Origin of the sequence: Sphingomonas lycopersici (assembly GCF_026130605.1) — a bacterium.
Classification (GTDB): domain Bacteria; phylum Pseudomonadota; class Alphaproteobacteria; order Sphingomonadales; family Sphingomonadaceae; genus Sphingomonas; species Sphingomonas lycopersici.
In genome coordinates, this window is the sequence record NZ_JANFAU010000003.1 from 298,118 (window position 1) to 316,625 (window position 18,508).

Genomic DNA, 18,508 nt, shown 5'->3' on the forward strand with positions numbered 1-18,508 from the left:
TCCGGCACGAACAGTGCGGCATCTTTGACCAGGAAAGGCACCGTTACGATGAAGAACATTCTCCTTCTCGTCCATGACGACATCGGCCAGGAGAGCCGCCTCCAGGCGGCCCTCGATCTCGCCCGTGCCGTGGACGGACACCTCACCTGCCTCGATGTCCTGTATATCCCGCCGGCGGTTGGCGGTGCCGGCATGTATGACAATTCCTACATGATCGGCACGTTGGTCGAGCGGGAGGCGGAGCGCGAGACCGAAAACAAGCGCAAGCTCGGAGCGCGGCTCGCCGCTGAGGACGTGCCGTGGAACTGGATCGACGCCAGCGGGGATATCCCCTCCTATCTGAAGGAAGCGGCGGAACTCGCTGACGTCATCGTGGTCAATCGGCAGATCGGTGGCTTCTGGTTTCCCGATGCGCCAAATGATGCGGCCGATCTGATTGTCCGTTCGGGCAAGCCGATCCTCGCCGTGCCGGCCGAATGTCAGCGCCTCGACCTCGATAGCGGGTTCGTCGCCTGGGATGGATCGCCGTGCGCGGCGAGCGCGTTACGCGCCGCGGTGCCGTTGCTGCAGCAAACCGGCGAGGTCACGATTTTCGAAGTGCAGGATGGATCGGTCACCACGCCCGCGGAGGATGCAGCGAGCTATCTGTCGCGGCATAACGTTCATGCGCAGATCCGGCGTATCGGCGCGATGGATGGCGGCGCCGGCGGAACCTTGCTGGCGGAGGCAAATTCCGGGTTGTTCGGCTATGCGGTGATGGGCGGATATGGCCATTGGCGGGTCGTCGAAGCGATGTTCGGCGGGGTCACCCGCTCGATGCTGAGCAAGAGCGCAATCCCGGTCTTCCTCGCGCATTGATCGCCCAGGTGCGGAAAGGCTCAGACGCCCGAGCCTTCCGCATCACGCAACGCCTGGGCGATGATCGCAGCCATCGCTTCTTCAGCGCGGGTCCGGATTGTCGCTTCGGGCGAGGCCAGGTCATGCCGCACCCATTGCGGTGCGCGCTCGACCGCGGTGAGAATGATCGGCTGAATATCGTCCATAGCGGGCGCATTGCCGATGATGGGCGATGCGCGCAACATTGCAGATCACACCTCCGCCATGGAAAGCGGGCGCCCACACGTGCACAGCGATCCGCGATTTCCCTTCTCCAATAGAAATGAGCGCCGGCTGGAACGGGCAGCTCGAGCCGGGTCCGCTACCGCGCACGTATAGCGCTCGATCGTGCGATGTCCGGTCGGGCTGTGGCTATCGCTGGGGCGTGATCGCTGACGAGCGTCAGGGGACCAGCCTGTCCCCGGCGCCTCCCGTCATGCTTCGATCGACCGCCTTACGAGGCGCTCCGTGCCCTCTGCGGCGACGGTTTCGAACCCCATCTCGTGTTCGAGCGCGAGCGCGGTTCGATTATCGGCGCTTTCGATCGACTCGATCGTCTCAATACCCTCGGCGCGAGCATAAGCGATGACATGCTGCATCAAGGTCCAGCTCACGCCTTGTTCCTTGAATCCGGCATCGACCGACAGCGCGACTTCGGCATGGGTATGCCTGGGATTGCAGGCGAGAACCGCGCTCGCGACCAACCGACCCTCGTTGAAAGCCAGAAAGTGCATCGTCCGTGCGTAATCGATCTGGGTCATCGCGACGAGCCGGTCACGCCCTACCTCGCGCAAGCCGGTGAGGAAGCGGAAGCGCAGATCCTCGGGCGAGACGCGATGGAAAAATTCGGAGAGGAGCGCTTCATCATCCGGGCGAACCGGGCGGACATGGAGCAGGACGCCGCCTCGCGTTGTCAGATCCGCGCTCCATTCGATCGGCATCGGGCGAATTGCCATTCGGCTCGACCGTGGCGCCCCGGCAATCCGCACGCGCGCGTCGAGCGCGATCACATTGTCGCGCCCGGCCAGCAACGGATTGATGTCGAGTTCGACGATATCGGGGAGGTCCGAGACCATCGTCGAGACGGCCTCAAGCACCCGCACCACGCCATCGACCGCCGATGGAGGCACGTCACGATAGCCGGCAAGCAATGCCGAAATGCGCGTTCGTGCGATCATTGCGCGTGCGAGATCATCATCGAGCGGCGGAAGCTCGAGCGCGCGGTCATGCAGCACCTCGACCGCCTTTCCGCCCGCGCCCACCGTGAGCACTGGCCCGAATATGGCGTCGTCGGCCACACCGACGAGCAATTCGAGGCCATTCTTCTCGCGGACCATCGGCTCGATCTCGAAGCCGGCAATGCGAACCCCCGGGTGCGCGCGCGCGATCCGTTCCTGCATCAGGCGCGCTGCAGCGGCGACGGCGGCGGCATCAGGAAGATCGGTCACCACGCCGCCCGCATCTGATTTGTGCGCAAGGTCGGGGGAGACGATCTTGAGGACGAATGGAGGCGTCATGCCTTCGCATGCCGCGCCGACCTCCCGCGGGTTTAGCGCCGCCCGCGCTGCGACTGTCGGGATACCATAAGCTGCGAGGATCGCGCGCCCTTCCGCATCGGAGAGGATGAAGCGCTTTTCGAGCCGGGCCTCGTTGATCGTTGTCAGCGCAAGCTCGCGATCATGCTCGGGAATGCTCAACCGTGGCGGTGCGCGCAGCGCCGCATGGCCCTCGGCGGCGCGATGCAGATAGCCGAGGCTACGCACAACCTCGTCGATGCTGTCGAACAGCGCGAGATGGGCTGCCTCGAACGATCGCCGAACCTGTGCCGCGTTATGCGGTCCAAGCCAACAGGCGAGCAGGGGCTTCCCGGAGCTGGCGGCCGCCTCGATCGTGGCGGCGGCCATTGCCACACCGCTCTCGACTGCGGTTGGACAATGGAGCGCGAGCACGACATCGACATTGGGATCGGCGAGCGCCGCGGCGAGCGCGGCCCCGAAACGATCGGCATGGGCGTCGCCAACGACATCGACCGGATTGCCACGCGACCAGCCCGCCGGGAGCATCTGGTCGAGTTCGGTGACGGTCGCGGCGGCCAACGTTGCCAAGGTCGCGCCAACCGCAGGAAGGCCGTCTGCGGCGAGCACACCCGCCCCGCCGCCATTCGTGACGATGGCAGTGCGATTCCCGGCACCGGGCTTGTAGCGTGACAGCACCTGCGCCGCGGCAAACAGATCGGTCAATGTGTCGACCATGACCACGCCGGCGCGCCGGAATGCGGCTGCATGAACGTCATAGGCCCCGGCCATCGCGCCGGTATGGGACAAGGCCGCCTGCGCGGCGGCCGGCGATCGCCCCGCCTTGATCGCGATCACCGGTTTCAGCAATGTCGCCGCCCGCGCAGCAGACATGAAGCGGCGGGCGTCGCTCACACCCTCGACATAGGTGAGGATCGCATCGGTCCCCGGATCAGCCGCGTAGAAATCGATGAGATCGGCAAGGTCGGTGTCTGCCATATCGCCCATCGACACGATGCCTGAAAAGCCGACCGCGCGCGCTGCCGCCCAATCCAGCATCGCGGCGATGAGGGCACCACTTTGCGAAAGGAACGCAAGCTTTCCGGCCCGCGCGCCGTGAGGCGCGAAAGACGCATTGAGTTTAGCACCGGGGATTACGACGCCCAGACTGTTCGGACCGATCAGCCGGACCTCGCCTTGCCGTGCGGCGCGCTGCAGCGCAGCCCGGTCAGCCGGTTCGCTGAAACCGTTCGACACGACAACCGCAAGGCCGACCCGGAGCTCGCCGAGTTGCTCGACCGCGTTGACGACATGCGCTGCGGGACAGGCAATGATTGCGAGATCGGGCGGTTGCGGCAGATTTAGGATGGCATCGATCCAGGTCGCACCGTCGAAAGCAACCGGATGCGGGTTTACCGCGTAAATCGGTCCGGCAAAGCCGCTGGCGAGGATGTTGGCCAGCACTTCGTGGCCGACCGTGCCTGCACGCCGCGAGGCACCGATGACCGCGACGCTCGTTGGGTGATGCAGCTGCGTGAGGTCACTGGCGATCATGATCGATTGTCCCGTGAACAAGGCGCTCGTGAGCGCGTGTGGAGGCCAATCGATCGTTGAGAATGCGTCCGGCTCCTATCCGTAAACTTCCCGATAACGGCGGCGCGCTCGACGGCTTAGCAACAATGCGTCGCCCGCTCATTCGGGCGCGACGTTCAACTCGAGGAGACGGCAATGACCAGGACGACTCCGGCTCTCACCCACTCCCGCAACCCCGCCAGCCCGCTCGCCTGGCTGCGCAGCATGTTCGACGAGATGGATCGGCCAACCCGCGATTTCTTTGCTCCCTTCACGGTCTTTTCCGCGCCCGCGATCGACATGGTCGAACGCGATGGGGCATATCGGCTGACTGCCGAGCTTCCGGGCCTCACCGACGAGGATGTGAAGGTCTCGGTCAGCGATCATCGGCTCATCATCTCCGGCGAAAAGCGCCAGAAGGACGAGCGCAAGGACGATGGTTTCATGTTGCGCGAGCGCCGATACGGCAGCTTCGAGCGGCATGTGATCCTGCCGGTCGACGCGCAGGAGGACGGGATCGATGCGACCTTCGACAAGGGCGTGCTGACCGTTACGGTCCCGAAGGGCAAGGAAACCGCGGACCGCGGCCGCCGCATCGCCATTCGCAAGGCCGAATGAGCTGCGGCCGGTGGCACAGATGATGGCGATGGTGCCTGGCGCGCCGGGGCAAATGCTCCGGCGCGTCACGCGCGAGATTCCCGCTCCGGATGCGGGCGAGGTCCTGGTGGAGGTCAGCGCCTGCGGCGTGTGCCGGACCGATCTTCACGTGATCGATGGCGAGGTTCATGCCAATTGTCCGATCGTGCCTGGGCATGAGATCGTCGGCCGGGTGCGAGCGGTGGGCGCCGGTTTTGATGGAGTCTCCCTCGACTAGCGTGTCGGTGTCCCGTGGCTTGGGCGGACGTGCGGCATCTGCGCCTATTGTCGCGCAGGCCAGGAAAATCTTTGCGACCGCGCCGAGTTCACCGGCGCCACTCGCGACTGCGGCTTTGCAACCCACGTAATTGCAGACGCGCGATATTGCTTCGCGCTACCCGCGCGATTCGATGATGCACAGGCAGCGCCCTTGCTATGCGCGGCCTCATCGGGTGGCGTGCGCTTCGCCGACGAGCGGCTGCGCGAGCGCGCCGCCGATGCGCTGGCCGCGACAATCAACGAGCGCTTGTTCCGGGCGCCCGCCGCCGATCGAAACCAGCTCAACCTGCCGCTTTAGCCGGCGCGGAACGTCAGCGCTCGTCGGTAGAAACCGTAAGCGGTGCTGCGCGACGATCGATGGCGAAGCAGCCAGCAAAGGTCACGACATTGGCGCGTCCGGCAGCGCCGATCTCCGTGAAGCGCATCAGGTCGTTCTCCAGGATTTCGTCCGTCACTGGCGGGAATTCGCCGAGCGGATCGTGATAGGTCTGACGATTCTTGGGCATCTTCGACTCCCTGGAATCCCTGTGCGCCAGCATAGCGGGGAAAGGTTTCCCGGTCGTGCCTGCGCCGCTCAGCGATATTCCTCGGGCGCGTCCTCCTCGTGGCCGGACCATATGACCCGGTCACCCTCGTAGATCGTAACGAAGCCCTTCCCGGGCGTCGGCTCCATCAGCGGCGTGGCGGTGAAGTTGAGACAGCTGAATGTGTCGACCGTAGCGCTGAATGCCAGAGGCTTGCTGGGGCGCAACAGGACGCGGTCGCAGGAGCCGGCTGGCCGCCGCACCCGCCGACGCGGCAGCCCGAGCTGAAACGCCTGATACGCGCTGACTTCCTGATCGGGCGGCGGCGACCAATGCCGGCAATATTAGCAATAGCGCGGAACTCGTGGCCCACCGTCGCCTGCGATGCATGGCCCACCATCGTGGACAATCGAACGCGCGCACAGATTCGGTGCAATATCTTTATGAGGGCTACGATCACTGGTCTTCTAGATTTCCCGTCTCCGCTGGCAAGGCAATGCCGCTTGCCTGCGAGCATTGGATACAGGGTATAAGAGGTGTGCGTATCTCGGATGAAGGGCGATCTTATTTTTTGTCGGGTCAGGGTTTACGCCGCCTAGAGAGCGCGTGCCCAAGCGGAAAATGGGCGCGAAAGTTTTCGACGGCCAGCGGCTGCTATCTCATATATTTGGGCAAGGGCCGATTGCAGGCAATGGCGGCAACGCCGGCGGGATTGCAATGGGAGCAGGTCGGCAACGGCAGCTAAGCCCTTACCAGTGCCATGAATCCGCCAGACGGCTAGCCACCCAAACTCAACCATCGTGGCTGCCGCCAATTTCCTTTTGCCCGAAAAATGCGGACTGCCCAGTTTAAGGCCGTCCGCTGGGTCGCGCGCACCAGCGAGGATGCGCGCATGTGCCGTTATTTGGAGAGGAGCGGCGAGGTCGGTATCGATCGACTTCAGCTTTGCGCCCATGATGATATGGCGAATAGATAAATATCCTTTAGCGTCATTGCTCGCGCCATTTCGATCTGATCACTCTTCACGACCTCAGGCAAATATTTCGCCACCGCAACCTTCGCCCTTGCTCCGGCAATCAGCGGTTACGAGCCCGAACCCCTGGCGCCCGTGGCGTCAGCGGAATGAGGCAATTGCCCGGCACGGCGCTATGGATGAGATGAACCAGTTCAGATTGCCGCGCTGCACCCGTCTTGCTGAAGATCGACCGAAGATGCGACCTGACGGTGCTGACGTAGACACCGAGCCGGCCAGCGGCCTCGTCGACCGACATCCCCTTCGCCAGTAGCGCCGCGACCGCGGCCTCCGCGCGTGTCAGCCCGAAAAGACTGCGAAATAGATCTTCGGGTATACCGAATTGCGCCTCCGAATCGGCAATGAAGATCATAAGATGCGGCGTCGCTACCGTATTCGGTGTCGAGCGGTCGTCGAGGAACCGGGCGATCAACCGCATCTCCCCTGCCCCGGATAGGCGCACGATGTTGAACGCCGCGAGCGGGTGACCATTGCCGGCGCACCGAAAAATCTCGATGCGCTGGCGGGCACAAGCGACAATCGTCCCGTCATTTGCGAAGAAGCGGGTGCGCCTGTTTACATCTAACGTCGTCCTACAGCCTAGTCAGGATCACGCACCAGCGGGGTAAGTAATGTTCGCTCATGGGGCTTTCCTGCGGATTGTTTTTCCCCAAGCGCGTGAGGCTGGCCATGCTTCCAGGCTATCCTTATGTTTTATCGGATGTTTCAATCATCCATTTTTAGGCCAGGGCGGCGGCACCATAAACTCCGTCATCAAAATCGCGCTAGGCCCCGTTTGGACGCCGATCACACGGAATCGGCTGCATCTCACAGGATGTCCGCTCTGATCGTGCGCGCCGCCACATAGTAATGCCAGCCGCCCCAGATGCCGGTGAAGCTGCACGCCACCAGCACCCAGCGGAGCGACTGATGTGGATCGGCGAGGAACGAACCGACAAAATCTGATGCCGAGCCGATCAGTTGCGGCGCGATTACCAGGTTGGCGACATTCGCGGTGAACAGCAGGATGGCGACCGTCTGGCCGCGCATCTCGGCAGGGACGAGGCTTTGGCAAAGCGCCAGCGTCGGGCCGATATAGAGGCTGCTCGCGGGTACAAAGATCCACAGCGCCAGCGTCGCTAGGCTGAGCGACTGCGCCGAATAAGCGATCACCCCGGGGACGATCGCCGCGACGCTGACCAGCGCAATCAGCCAGACCTGCCAGCGCGGATCACAGGACGAGAGCCGCGCCATCACCCAGGCAGTGCCCAGCATCATCGATGATCCGCCCACCGCGCTCATGATCCCCAACGACAGCCCCGCTTCGCCGGCAGAAAGGCCATGGAAGCGCATCAGAAAAGCCGAGGTCCACCACAATAGCCCCGCCCCCGAGAAGGTCACCACCGTCGCACCGAGCAGGACATGGCAGATCGCGGCATGCCCTCGAATATAGCGGAGCGTGTCGATGATGCCGGGGGCGTCGACCGCAGGATCAGCTCGGCTGTCGTCTTTGGCGCCACGCACGGGCTCGCGCAGTGAAAAGCGGACCAGCAGCGCGAGCGGCAGGCCGATCACGCCGAATACGATCAAACTCTGGCGCCACCCGTAGAGATCGGTGAGCCAGCCCGCCCCCGCCATGCCGAGCGCGGCGCCGACCGTCGAACCGATCGAAAAGATCGACATCGCCGCGCCGCGACTGGCGGCCGGAAATTCGTCGGCCAGCAGCGATTGCGACGGCGGCGTCCCCCCGGCTTCCCCCACACCCACACCGATCCGAACGAGCAGAAGCTGCCAATAGGTTTGGCTAAGCCCGCACAACAAGGTGAACGCCGACCAGATGAATAGCGCCCAGGCGATCATATTCCGGCGATTCGTCCGATCAGCCAGGAGTCCCAGCGGAACACCGGCAGCAACATAGAAGATCGCGAGCGCCACCCCTGTCAGAAACGCGACCCCGCCGTCGGACAAATGGAACTCGGCCTTGATCGGCTCGATCAGTGTGCCCAGGACAAAGCGGTCGGCGATATTGAGCGCATAGATCGTCGTCAGGACGAACAGCACATAATTTCTGCGGGTCCACCAACGCGACTGCGGCGCGGCCGGATCGGCGACGCTCATATCTTCAGGCGCATCATTTGCGCTCCTCTCCTCGCATTATTCTCTCGGTCGATTGCGATGTCGGCTAAGCGCCTGCATCGTGGGCGATACCGGCTACGACGGCGTCCACCGCCTTGCGCCCCGCCTCGAGCATGGCGCGCCGCCATGCGATATCGCGCGGCGCGAGACACGCATGCATTTCCGCCAGGATCGGCGCCGTCGCCGGGCCATCGAAATCGCCAAACTTCTCAAGCCATTTGCGATCGCGCAGCGCACCAAAGGCACGCTCCACCGGCTCGGTGCCGACTTCAAGCGCAGCGACCGTCAGGTCCGCGTCCAGCCCGAAATCCCACACCGACCCGACGAACGTCCCGACCGGGGCGAAGGGAAAATCGACGCTCGGCACGAGAACCAGATTATCCCACCACCTCGACGCGCGCTCGGCAGCCGGCGTCGGCGCATTGATGCACAGCATCGATGCCGCGCCGCGATCGCCGAGCCCGGTATGCACGTCGATGATCGCCACGCGCCGCGCGCGCCGGGTGTAGTCGCGAAGGATCCCGCGCAAGGTCAGGTTGGACCAGACGGGGGCATGACCGCCGTAGAGATAGCCGCCGGGACGATGATGCTGGCCGTCGGCAACCGCGCGGATGAAATGATCGAAACCCTCTTGTTCGATATAAGTGGCCATCGCCGCATCCGCCGCCGCTCGCCCTTCCCCGTCGAGGTCCGGGCAGCAGACGAAGCTCTCGACCTCGTCGTACAGGATATTGTGGCGGGGCGGCTGGCGGAAATCGACGAAATTGCGGTTGAGATCGACGCCGTCCTCATTGTCGCTGCACGTCCAGGCCATGCCGTAAGGATTGACGAAATGGATCAGCAGCAGCCCCGGCCCTTCGGCGGGCCAGCCGCGCAGCAATGTGTCGATCTGCACCGCCGAACCGGCGTAACCCTCGACGCCGTGCACTCCCGACGAGATGACGACCAGTTCGGCGCCCGCGCGTTCGATATAGGCGACGTCCATCGCCAGCACCTCCCCGGCAGGGCCTTGGGCGGGGCATGCGAAATGCGCGATCGCCGCCCCCGCCGCGCCCGCCGCGTCGAGAAAGCGCGTCCGCGCCTCCGCATAGCTGGTCGAAAAGGAGCGCAGAACCGCTTCGTCCAAATCCATCATCACTCTTTCTTTCCAGCAACGAATGCACGATGGCGCCGCTGCATTGCCCGAACCTGTTCCTTACGACGCAAGCAGCCGTGCGCGCCGTGCGAGCTCCTGCTTGTCGATCTTGCCGATCGGGAGCGTTGGCAGTTCGCGCTCGATCACGAAGATCTTCGGAATCTTGTAATTGGCGAGGTGCGCCCGGCAGTGCGCGGCGAGCGCTTGCGCATCCACCTCGTCCGAGGACTGGACATAGGCGACCCCGATCTCCTGCCAGACCGGATCGGGACGCGCGACCACCGCCGCCAGCGCCACCGCCGGGTGTCGCTCCAGAACCGTCTCCACTTCACGCGGATAGACATTGTAGCCGCCCGATTTGTACATTTCCTTAAGCCGCCCGACGAGACGATAGCTGCCGTCCGGGCGCCGCACCGCGAGATCGCCGGTGCGAAAAAAGCCGTCCGGGGTAAAGCACGCCGCGGTCGCCTCGGGCCGCCGCCAATAGCCGAGCAGATTGAGCGCGGAGCGCGCCTGCACTTCACCCTCGGTACCGTCAGCAACCACGATACCCTCGGCATCGACCAGCCTGATCTCGACATTCGGAAATGCGTGGCCAACCGAACCCCACAGCCGCGCGATATCGTCGGTCGGCTCGACCACGGTGATCGCGCTCGTCGTTTCGGTCATCCCGTAATTGGTCGCGAGCCTCGGGCAGATCTGCAGCAACGCCGCGATCAGATCGACGGGCATTTCCGCCCCTTCCCACACGATAAGCTGTACCGCGGACAGATCGATATCGGCAAAGCCCGGCAGATCGAGCTGCATCCGGAACACACCCGGCACCGAAATCCACAGGGTGACCGCCTCACGCTCCATCAGCGCGAGGCAGCCGGCCGGATCGAACTGCTCCATGAAGACGATCGTGCCGCCGGCCGCGATGCACGGCAGCACGGTATCCACCACACCGCCGATATGGTTGATCGGAAAATAGCTGACCACCCGGTGCGGATCGAGCGGCCAGAGCCAGTTTTGCGCCACGCAGAATTGGTTGATGCCCGCATGATGCAGGACGGCGCCTTTCGGCTGGCCGGTCGAGCCGGAGGTATAGACGATCAGGCACGGCATCCGCCCGCCGACCTCCGTTCGCGCCGCCTGCAGCTGCGCGGAGACAACGGCGGTGCCGCCGCGCAGAAAGTCCGTCATCGTCACCGCGCCCGGCACTGGCGGATCGCCGTCGAAGATGACGAGTTGGGCGATCGAGGGCACCGCGGCGCGCAGTTCGACCAGTTCCCGCTCATAATGACGCCCTGCCACCTCGCTTCGCGCGAGGAGCAATTTCGGTGCCGCATCTTCGAGCACATGCCGAAGCTCGGCGAACTGATAGCGCGGATTGAGCCCGACCCAGATGCCGCCGATCGAGGCGGTGGCGAGAAGCGCGACGAGAAAATCGGGATGCGGGGTCTGCAAGGTGGCGATGCGATCGCCGCGCGCGACCCCAGCGGCGATCATCGCGGCGGCCAAGGCGTCGACCGCCGCGGCCAGCGCGGCATACGTCCAGCGCTGCTCGTCGAGGACGACCGCGATCGCATCGGGCTGCGTCTCGGCGTGCGCGAAGACGAAATCGCTAATCCGCGCGACAGGCGATTGATCGTCCAGCACGCCGCTCACGCTTCCCGAAACCCCGCAGGCGGAACCCATACCGATAGCCATTCCGCGACCAGCGCGGGCTTTTCGGCATGCTCGATTTCCACCGTCGCGCCGATCGTCAGCTGCGCCCGTCCGCATTCGTCCTCGCGGCGGTCGGTCAGCTCGAACCGCCCACGCACCGCGCTCCCGGTCGGGACGGGCGAGATCAGCCGCAGGCGGTTGAAGCCGTAATTGAGATAATAGCCGGCGGTCGCGACCTCGGTCCGCCGATCGCGCGGCTGCACGCAATGGAGCATATGCGTCAGCAGCGACATGGTGAGAAATCCGAACGCGATCGTCCCGCCATAAGGCGTCTCGGCGCGCGCCCAATCGGGATCGACATGCATCGGATCATCGTCCAGCGTCGCCTGAGCGAAGCGATCGATCATGGCCTGCGTTATCGTCATCCAGTTCGATACCCCGATCAGCGCGCCCGGCTCGACCGCCAGGAGACCATTTGTATGCGATGCTGCGCTCATTATAGATTCCGATTTCTGGGAGAATTAAATATGAGAACTATCTCAGTTTTTAATCGAGTCAAGACCCCCTACTTATGGCCATGCCGATGATCTCCGAGAATCCGTGCTTCATCACCTTCCTCAAGGAACGGCTGGTGCAGAACCCGCCGCCGCAAAAAGGCGCACGCACCCGCGAGCGGCTGAAGATCGCCGCGGCGGAGGTGCTCGAGGAAAAGGGCTATCTCGCCACCAAGGCGGGCGACATCGCGGCGCGAGCGGGCGTCGCCGAAGGGTCTTTCTATATATATTTCAAAGACAAGACCGATTCGACAATCAATGTTCTGACTACTCTTCTTGACGAATTCGTGCTGCTGCCCTCGCAATCGCCGGATACCGCCGAGCATCCGTTCAAGGCGATTCGGCGTGCGAACCGCCGGTGGATTTCGGTCGCGCGTGCCAACCCCGGGCTCATGCGCTGCGTGCTACAGCTCGGTGACGAAAACCCCGATTTCGCGGCGGTGGTGCAGCGCGCCAATCGCACCTGGTTCGGACATGTCGCGCGGAGCGTGGCACAGCGCCGCGGGATTATCGATCAGGCACCGATGCTTTTCGCCGTCTATCTGCTCGGGGCGATGATGGACGAGCTGCTGCGCAAACTGATCATCTATCCGGACCGGGATTTTCTGTCTTTATTACAGACACTTCACGGAGACGACGAGATGGTCGCCGATGCGACGAGCATCGTGTGGCTGCGCGTGCTCTATCCCGGCGAGTCGCTGCCCCGCAACCTTCCGCGCGCCGTAAAGGCCTTCGCCAACGTCCTTCTGCCGGGATGAAACGCGGCCGATACGGCCGGCGATCTCGCTGAATTCTCCGGCAAAATGACATGCTGTTGACAAGATCGGAAATTGCGTAAAAGTTGAGATACTTCTCACTTTTATCCCGGGGCCGAATCATGCGCGCAGCAATAAGGATGGGTTTGGTGGCGCCATCCGTCTTGGCGATGCTCGTTGCGGGGGCGACCGCCGTCATTGCGCAGCAGAAGGACGAAAGCGCCGCCGCGCCGGAGCCGGAAACGGGCATCGGCGATATCGTCGTCACCGCCCAGCGGCGCGCGGAGAGCGCGCAGAAAGTGCCGCTCAGCATCACCGTGCTCGGCGCCGACCAGATCGAACGCGAAGGCTATCGCTCGTTCCAGGATTATGCGACGCGCGTGCCCAATCTCTCCTTCTCGCAGGGCGGATCGAGCATCGGCGGATTGGGCCAGGCGATCTCGCTGCGCGGCATCTACGGCACCAACACCACCGGCGTTTATCTCGACGAGACCCCGCTTCCAAGCAGCGTCGATCCGCAGGTCGTCGATCTCGAGCGGATCGAGGTGCTGCGCGGCCCGCAAGGCACGCTCTACGGCGCGCGATCGATGGGCGGCACGGTGCGGCTCATCACCCGCCAGCCCGACGTCAATGAATTCAGCGGCAGCGCGCACGGCATCGTATCGTCGACCCGCCACAGCGGCGCGAACGGCACGATCGACGGGTCGCTCAATATTCCCTTAGTGGCCGACACGCTCGCCATCCGCGCCTTCGCGTTCGGCGATTATCAGTCGGGCGTCTTCACCCGGATCCCCTCGGCCGATGCGCCGACGCAATATAGCCCGCGCGACAATCTCGGCGCGAGCCGGCGCTATGGCGGCGCGATCGCTGCCCGCCTGCAATTGCTCGACAATGCAATCAGCATCACGCCGCGTGTGGTCTTTCAGCGTTCACGCACCAACGCGCAGCCCTATGCCGATCTGGTCGCCGGCAATTTCATCCAGAAAAGATTGTTCGATCTTGACGACAAAGGCGCCGACGACTGGAATTTGTTCAGCCTGACCAACCGCTACGGCGCCGATTTCGGGGAGTTCGTCTCCGTGACATCCCAGTTCAACCGTGACGCGTCGGATTCGGAAAATGCGTCGGAGGCGATCTCCGGGCTGCTCGGCTTCACCACCCCCTCGCTTTTCCGTGGCACGAGCCGCGGGCGAACCTTCGTCCAGGAATTCCGCTTCACATCCGCATTCGAGGGCCCGCTCCAGGTCACCTTCGGCGCATTCTACCAGAAATCCAATATCCTGACGCAAATCCCCCAGAACATCATCGATGGCGTCGGCGATTTCTACAATTATCGATCGCGCAACCGGACGACGGAAAAAGCGGTTTACGGCGAAGCCAATCTCAATCTTACCGACAAGCTTCAGCTGATCGCCGGGCTGCGCTATTTCCGCAATATCGTCTCGCTCTCGGTGAGCCAGGGCGGTGTCGCGGTCGGCTCCGGGGCTGGGACGTTCAACGAGGTTCAACGGGAAAGCGGATTCAACCCCAAATTCGGGGTCAAATATGCGCTCGCCCCCAACGTCAATCTGTTCGCCGATGCGGCAAAGGGTTTTCGCATCGGCGGCGCGAACGCATATTCTGAAAATCTCTGCGCGGCTGACCGGCAAACCCTGGGAATAAGCGCCGATGCCGCGCGCTCCTATCGCTCCGATTCGGTCTGGAGCTACGAAGCCGGAATCAAATCCTCGTTCTTCAACAACCGGCTGGTCGTCAACGCGACCGGGTTTCACGTCAACTGGTCCAACATCCAGCAGAGTGTAGCACTCGCCTGCGGGTTTTCGATCGACCAGAATGGCGGCCGCGCGCACAGCGACGGTTTCGAACTGGAGGTGCAAGCCAGCCCCACAAAGGGCCTGACGCTGGGCACCGGCGTGGGATATACCGATGCGAGGATCACCGATCCCGGCGCGCTCGCCATTGTGACCGCCGGCGCGCGCATCCAGCAAGTGCCGCGCTGGAACCTTACCGCCTCGGCCGATTATCGCTTCGCCATCGGCACCGTGCCGCTGACCTTCCACGGCGACGTTTCGCATGTCGGGAGCAGCCTCAGCCGCAGCAATCTGCTGACCGGCCGCATCCGCCCCGCTTATGATCTCGCCAATCTGCGCCTCGGCGCCGATTTCGAGCGGTTCAACCTCACCTTCTTCATCGAAAACGTCTTCGACAAGATCCCCAATCTCGCCGACGTTCCCCCGCTCGCGCTCGAAGACCCCAATCGGCCGCGGATCGCGGCCGGGCGCCCGCGCACGATGGGGATCGATATGCGCGCGAAATTCTGACGCCGGCGCGCCCGGCCCCTCCCACACCAGAAGAACGAAGGTTATGCGCGTGATCGGACATCAAATATTTCGGTTCCGGCCCTGCCTGACCGCGGGATTCGCGATCGGCCTGGTATGCGGATCGGCCGGCGTCATCGCGCAGCCCGCCGCGGACGATGAGGCGCGGCTCAATCGGGCACTCGCCTTCACGAGCGGCAGGTTGCTCAAGAAAGTGCGCAACCATGCGATCAAGATCCATTGGATCGGCGCGGGGGAGCGGTTCTGGTTCCGGCACGAATTGACGCAGGGCAACGAATATCTGCTGGTCGATGCAGCAACTGGCAATCGCCGGCCGGCCTTCGATCATCACGCGCTGGCAACCGCACTCGGCAAGGCGACCGGCGGAACGCTGGAGGCAGACAAGTTGGAGCTGACATCGCTGGAATTCTCGGGCGATCCGCGACGTCTGACCGTGGGGCTTGAGGAAGCACGGTTCCGTTGCGATCTCGAAAAGATTCTCTGCGCGCGCAGCGCCGATACCGAGCCGGGTGCCGACCGTATCGTGTCGCCCGACGGCAGCAGCATCATCTTCCGGCGCGATTACAATCTTTGGCTGCGAACCCTTGCCACCGGGCAGGAACGCCAGTTGACGCACGACGGGATCAAGGACTTCGCTTATGGCGATACCGACGCTTATATCGACGAAGCCAAGGTTGCGACGCGCCGCGCCCGCGCCCCGGCACCGTTGCTGGGCGTCCATTGGTCGCCCGATGGCCGCCGCATCCTGGCACTTCGCCAGGATCTGCGCGCGGTGCCCGCGCGGCTGGTGCTGACCGAATATCTTCCCCCCGACCGGACCGATCCGGTGATGCATGTCCGGCACGCCGCGGTGCCCAATGACCCGCAGCGCGCCGCAAGCGCGATGACGATCGTCGATGTCCGCACCGGGGCTGCGACGCCGGTGCAGATCGATCCGCAATCGATGAACGATTGGGCGCTGCCCTATTTCACACTTGGCGGGTTCATCCGGTGGGACGAAGCGGGGGATGCCTTCATCATCGGCGCCAACCGCGGCGGCACGCGCTATCGGCTCAGCAAGATCGATATCAAGACCGGCGCGGTTCGCGACGTGGTGACCGAGGAGGGGCGCTTCAGCCTTCGCCTCAATCCCTATGATTATGCTCGCCCCAATGTCCATGTGCTGAAGAACGGGCGCGAGGCGATCTGGTATTCCGAGCGCGACGGCTGGGGGCATCTCTATCTCTACGATGTCGCGACGGGCAAAGTGAAGCGCCAGCTGACCGAGGGTGCGTGGGTCGTCGCCGATCTGGTGCGGATCGACGAGGCGCACCGGCAGGTCTATTTCACTGCGACCGGCCGCGAGCGTGGACGCAATCTCTATTATCGTCACCTTTACCGCGTCGCCCTCGATGGCGGCACGCCGGAGCTTTTGACACCCGAAGACGCCGACCATGAATTCGACGCCGATCAGGATTTCTGGGAAGGCCCCCGGCCCGGATCGGATTTTTCGCCGGACGGCCGATATTTCGTCGATAGCTTCTCGACCGCGACCACGCCGGCGCGTTACGTCATTCGCGCCGCATCGGGGAAATTGGTGGGGCAACTCGCCGAAGCCGACGACAGCGCGCTGCGCGCGTCCGGCTGGGCGCCGCCGGAGCAATTCGTCACCAAGGCGGCGGACGGCGCGACCGATCTCTATGGCGTGATCTACAAGCCGAGGGATTTCGATCCGACCAAGAAATATCCGGTCATCGAGCAGACCTATCCGGGCCCGCAGGGCAAATTCGCGCCGACAACCTTTCGCGGCTATTTCGACTATATGCAGCCGTCGGCAACCGCCGAACTCGGTTTTATCGTGGTCTATCTCGACGGGCGCGGCACCGCGTACAGGTCGCGCGAATTCCGCGACACGTTTCGCGGCACCGACGACCCCTTCGGATCGGCCGACCACGCCGCGGCGCTTCGCAATCTCGGCAAGACCCGGCCCTACCTCGATCTCGAACGGGTCGGCATCGTAGGCCAATCCTTTGGTGGTTATGGATCGCTGCGCGCGATGCTGCTCCACCCGGATCTCTACAAAGCGTGCGTGTCGAGCGTCGGACCGGGGGAATGGATCGATTTTCCGGGCGATACCAGCAATGAGCGCTTCTTCGGCGTGCCCGGCCAATCCAAGCAGGCGCGCGACTATTTCGATCTGATCAGCAATGTTCGCCTGGCGGATCGATTGAAGGGAAATCTGCTGCTCATCTACGGTGGGATCGATGAAATCGTTCCGATGCGATCGGGCTTCAAGCTGATCGATGCGCTGGTTCGCGCGAACAAGCAATTCGATCTGCTGCTGGTTCCCGATTCCCCGCATCATGTGGGAGCCGAGCCTTATGGTGTTGAGCGCGGCATGCGCTTCTTCATGGATCACCTTGGTGGCCCGATGCCGACATCTTCAAGGAAGCAGGAACCGTGACGATCAACGCTCCCTCGACAACGCCCAGCATCACGAGCGCTCCCCCCGACCATCGCCCCACCCCGTTGATCGAATGTCCCGGACTCGCGCGGCGCGCGGGCGTCGGGCGCCTGTTCATCAAGGTGGAGGGCGAGCGACCGCTCGGCAGTTTCAAGTCGCTCGGCGGCATGCTCGCCGGCCAGCGCGCGCTAGCCCGGGCGGCCGAGCGGGCCGACGGGGCTTGCTTGCGGCTGATCTGTGCGAGCGACGGCAACCACGGCCTTGCCGTCGCGGCGGCCGCACAGCGCGCGGGGGTGCCGGCCGCGGTCTACCTCCCTACCAGCGTCAGCCGAACGCGCGCCGAGCGGATCGCGGCGCTGGACGGGGAGGTTCGCTGGATCGACGGGACCTATGACGATGCGGTAGCCATCGCCACAGCGGCGGCCGCGCGCGGCGAGGGCTTGCTCATCGCCGACACCAGCCCCGACCCGGACGATATAGTCGTCAGGGACGTCATGGCCGGATATGGCGTGCTCGCCGCCGAGCTCGTGGAGCAATTCGACGCGGATAAGGCTGCTCGCCCCACCCACTTGTTCGTGCAGGCCGGTGTCGGCGGCCTTGCGGCGGCGATGGCCGAAGGGCTGCAGACCATCCTTCAGCCACCAGGCGCGATTTTGGTGGTCGAGCCGGAAAATGCCGCCTGCGTCGCCGCCGCGCTGGTCGCGGGACATCCGGTGCAAGTTCCAGGCGACCTTCATACATCCGCGCATATGCTGTCGTGTGGCCTTGCCTCGGCATCAGCCCTGCAAATTCTTCAACGGCACCGCGCGCAATCAGTAACGGTCGACGAACAGGCGCTGGATGAAGCAGTCGCAGTCATGATTGCATCAGGTGGCCCGCGCACCACGCCTTCAGGCGCCGCGGGCCTGGCGGGATTGCTACGGACAGCAGCACAAACGTCGCTGCGCGCGCGCTATCGGCTCGGTACCGACAGCATCATATTGTTGATCGCCACCGAGGGACCGATTGCGGAGAAGAATTGAACCACCCTACCGAGCCGGGGGGCATTCCCATTGGTCATCGGCCGGCCTTGATTTCCTGCCC

At 63.8% G+C, this 18,508-nt stretch carries 15 protein-coding genes and 1 pseudogene; 8 read left to right on the forward strand and 8 right to left on the reverse strand.

Annotation, left to right across the window (positions count from 1 at the left end):
* The first annotated feature begins 48 nt into the window (after nucleotides 1-48).
* Nucleotides 49-858 (forward strand): universal stress protein, encoded by an 810-nt coding sequence (locus NED98_RS08120; protein WP_265312552.1) that lies wholly within the window; start codon nucleotides 49-51, stop codon nucleotides 856-858.
* Between the two features lie 20 nt (nucleotides 859-878).
* Here the strand turns inward: NED98_RS08120 and NED98_RS08125 are convergent, their stop codons facing one another.
* On the reverse strand, nucleotides 879-1,082 hold the full coding sequence (locus NED98_RS08125; RefSeq protein WP_265312828.1) for a DUF6771 family protein: 204 nt from the start codon (nucleotides 1,080-1,082) through the stop codon (nucleotides 879-881).
* A 228-nt stretch (nucleotides 1,083-1,310) separates the two neighbouring features.
* Nucleotides 1,311-3,944 (reverse strand): bifunctional acetate--CoA ligase family protein/GNAT family N-acetyltransferase, encoded by a 2,634-nt coding sequence (locus NED98_RS08130; RefSeq protein WP_265312553.1) that lies wholly within the window; start codon nucleotides 3,942-3,944, stop codon nucleotides 1,311-1,313.
* Nucleotides 3,945-4,118: 174 nt separating this feature from the next.
* Between NED98_RS08130 and NED98_RS08135 the strand changes: the two genes are divergently transcribed.
* The 3 genes and pseudogenes from NED98_RS08135 to NED98_RS23285 all read left to right on the forward strand — a co-directional run bounded on the left by NED98_RS08135 (nucleotide 4,119) and on the right by NED98_RS23285 (nucleotide 5,175).
* Nucleotides 4,119-4,580 carry an Hsp20/alpha crystallin family protein gene (locus tag NED98_RS08135; protein WP_265312554.1) on the forward strand — a complete coding sequence of 154 codons (462 nt, stop codon included), beginning with the start codon at nucleotides 4,119-4,121 and terminating at the stop codon, nucleotides 4,578-4,580.
* A 52-nt stretch (nucleotides 4,581-4,632) separates the two neighbouring features.
* Nucleotides 4,633-4,938: pseudogene (locus NED98_RS23280) on the forward strand (alcohol dehydrogenase catalytic domain-containing protein); the annotation flags it as partial.
* A gap of 117 nt (nucleotides 4,939-5,055) precedes the next feature.
* The gene (locus NED98_RS23285) at nucleotides 5,056-5,175 is read left to right on the forward strand and encodes a DUF6771 family protein (protein WP_349293251.1); all 120 of its coding nucleotides are present in this window, start codon (nucleotides 5,056-5,058) and stop codon (nucleotides 5,173-5,175) included.
* Nucleotides 5,176-5,188: 13 nt separating this feature from the next.
* On the opposite strand, the gene NED98_RS08145 is transcribed toward NED98_RS23285, so the two are convergent.
* The 6 genes from NED98_RS08145 to NED98_RS08170 form a co-directional block, all read right to left on the reverse strand.
* Complete coding sequence (locus NED98_RS08145; RefSeq protein WP_265312829.1) at nucleotides 5,189-5,383, reverse strand: hypothetical protein; 195 nt, start codon at nucleotides 5,381-5,383, stop codon at nucleotides 5,189-5,191.
* Nucleotides 5,384-6,477: 1,094 nt separating this feature from the next.
* Nucleotides 6,478-6,852, reverse strand: coding sequence for a helix-turn-helix transcriptional regulator (locus tag NED98_RS08150; protein WP_265312555.1), 375 nt, complete (start codon nucleotides 6,850-6,852; stop codon nucleotides 6,478-6,480).
* A gap of 389 nt (nucleotides 6,853-7,241) precedes the next feature.
* The gene (locus NED98_RS08155) at nucleotides 7,242-8,531 is read right to left on the reverse strand and encodes a spinster family MFS transporter (protein WP_265312556.1); all 1,290 of its coding nucleotides are present in this window, start codon (nucleotides 8,529-8,531) and stop codon (nucleotides 7,242-7,244) included.
* Nucleotides 8,532-8,595: 64 nt separating this feature from the next.
* Nucleotides 8,596-9,681, reverse strand: a complete 1,086-nt coding sequence (locus NED98_RS08160) for a M14 family metallopeptidase (protein WP_265312557.1) — start codon at nucleotides 9,679-9,681, stop codon at nucleotides 8,596-8,598.
* 63 nt (nucleotides 9,682-9,744) lie between these two features.
* Nucleotides 9,745-11,334 (reverse strand): class I adenylate-forming enzyme family protein, encoded by a 1,590-nt coding sequence (locus NED98_RS08165; protein ID WP_265312558.1) that lies wholly within the window; start codon nucleotides 11,332-11,334, stop codon nucleotides 9,745-9,747.
* Complete coding sequence (locus NED98_RS08170) at nucleotides 11,331-11,831, reverse strand: MaoC family dehydratase (RefSeq protein WP_265312559.1); 501 nt, start codon at nucleotides 11,829-11,831, stop codon at nucleotides 11,331-11,333. Before NED98_RS08170 ends, NED98_RS08165 begins: the two co-directional genes overlap by 4 nt.
* A gap of 74 nt (nucleotides 11,832-11,905) precedes the next feature.
* Here NED98_RS08170 and NED98_RS08175 point away from each other — a divergent pair, with 74 nt between their 5' ends.
* The 4 genes from NED98_RS08175 to NED98_RS08190 all read left to right on the forward strand — a co-directional run bounded on the left by NED98_RS08175 (nucleotide 11,906) and on the right by NED98_RS08190 (nucleotide 18,447).
* A complete protein-coding gene (locus NED98_RS08175; RefSeq protein WP_265312560.1) occupies nucleotides 11,906-12,646 on the forward strand; it encodes a TetR/AcrR family transcriptional regulator in 741 nt (246 codons plus the stop codon).
* A 146-nt stretch (nucleotides 12,647-12,792) separates the two neighbouring features.
* Complete coding sequence (locus NED98_RS08180) at nucleotides 12,793-14,964, forward strand: TonB-dependent receptor (protein ID WP_265312561.1); 2,172 nt, start codon at nucleotides 12,793-12,795, stop codon at nucleotides 14,962-14,964.
* A 49-nt stretch (nucleotides 14,965-15,013) separates the two neighbouring features.
* Nucleotides 15,014-17,425: a S9 family peptidase gene (locus NED98_RS08185; protein ID WP_265312562.1), complete on the forward strand. Its 2,412-nt coding sequence runs from the start codon at nucleotides 15,014-15,016 to the stop codon at nucleotides 17,423-17,425.
* Nucleotides 17,422-18,447: a pyridoxal-phosphate dependent enzyme gene (locus NED98_RS08190; RefSeq protein WP_265312563.1), complete on the forward strand. Its 1,026-nt coding sequence runs from the start codon at nucleotides 17,422-17,424 to the stop codon at nucleotides 18,445-18,447. The genes NED98_RS08185 and NED98_RS08190 overlap by 4 nt, the downstream gene beginning before the upstream one ends.
* Nucleotides 18,448-18,508: the final 61 nt, after the last annotated feature.

Excerpts from the sequence above, each read along its gene's own strand:
- NED98_RS08120 (WP_265312552.1), top strand. The coding sequence starts at position 49 with ATGAAGAACATTCTCCTTCTCGTCCATGACGACATCGGCCAGGAGAGC.
- NED98_RS08125 (WP_265312828.1), bottom strand. The coding sequence starts at position 1,082 with ATGTTGCGCGCATCGCCCATCATCGGCAATGCGCCCGCTATGGACGAT.
- NED98_RS08130 (WP_265312553.1), bottom strand. The coding sequence starts at position 3,944 with ATGATCGCCAGTGACCTCACGCAGCTGCATCACCCAACGAGCGTCGCG.
- NED98_RS08135 (WP_265312554.1), top strand. The coding sequence starts at position 4,119 with ATGACCAGGACGACTCCGGCTCTCACCCACTCCCGCAACCCCGCCAGC.
- NED98_RS08145 (WP_265312829.1), bottom strand. The coding sequence starts at position 5,383 with ATGCCCAAGAATCGTCAGACCTATCACGATCCGCTCGGCGAATTCCCG.
- NED98_RS08150 (WP_265312555.1), bottom strand. The coding sequence starts at position 6,852 with ATGCGGTTGATCGCCCGGTTCCTCGACGACCGCTCGACACCGAATACG.
- NED98_RS08155 (WP_265312556.1), bottom strand. The coding sequence starts at position 8,531 with ATGAGCGTCGCCGATCCGGCCGCGCCGCAGTCGCGTTGGTGGACCCGC.
- NED98_RS08160 (WP_265312557.1), bottom strand. The coding sequence starts at position 9,681 with ATGGATTTGGACGAAGCGGTTCTGCGCTCCTTTTCGACCAGCTATGCG.
- NED98_RS08170 (WP_265312559.1), bottom strand. The coding sequence starts at position 11,831 with ATGAGCGCAGCATCGCATACAAATGGTCTCCTGGCGGTCGAGCCGGGC.
- NED98_RS08175 (WP_265312560.1), top strand. The coding sequence starts at position 11,906 with ATGGCCATGCCGATGATCTCCGAGAATCCGTGCTTCATCACCTTCCTC.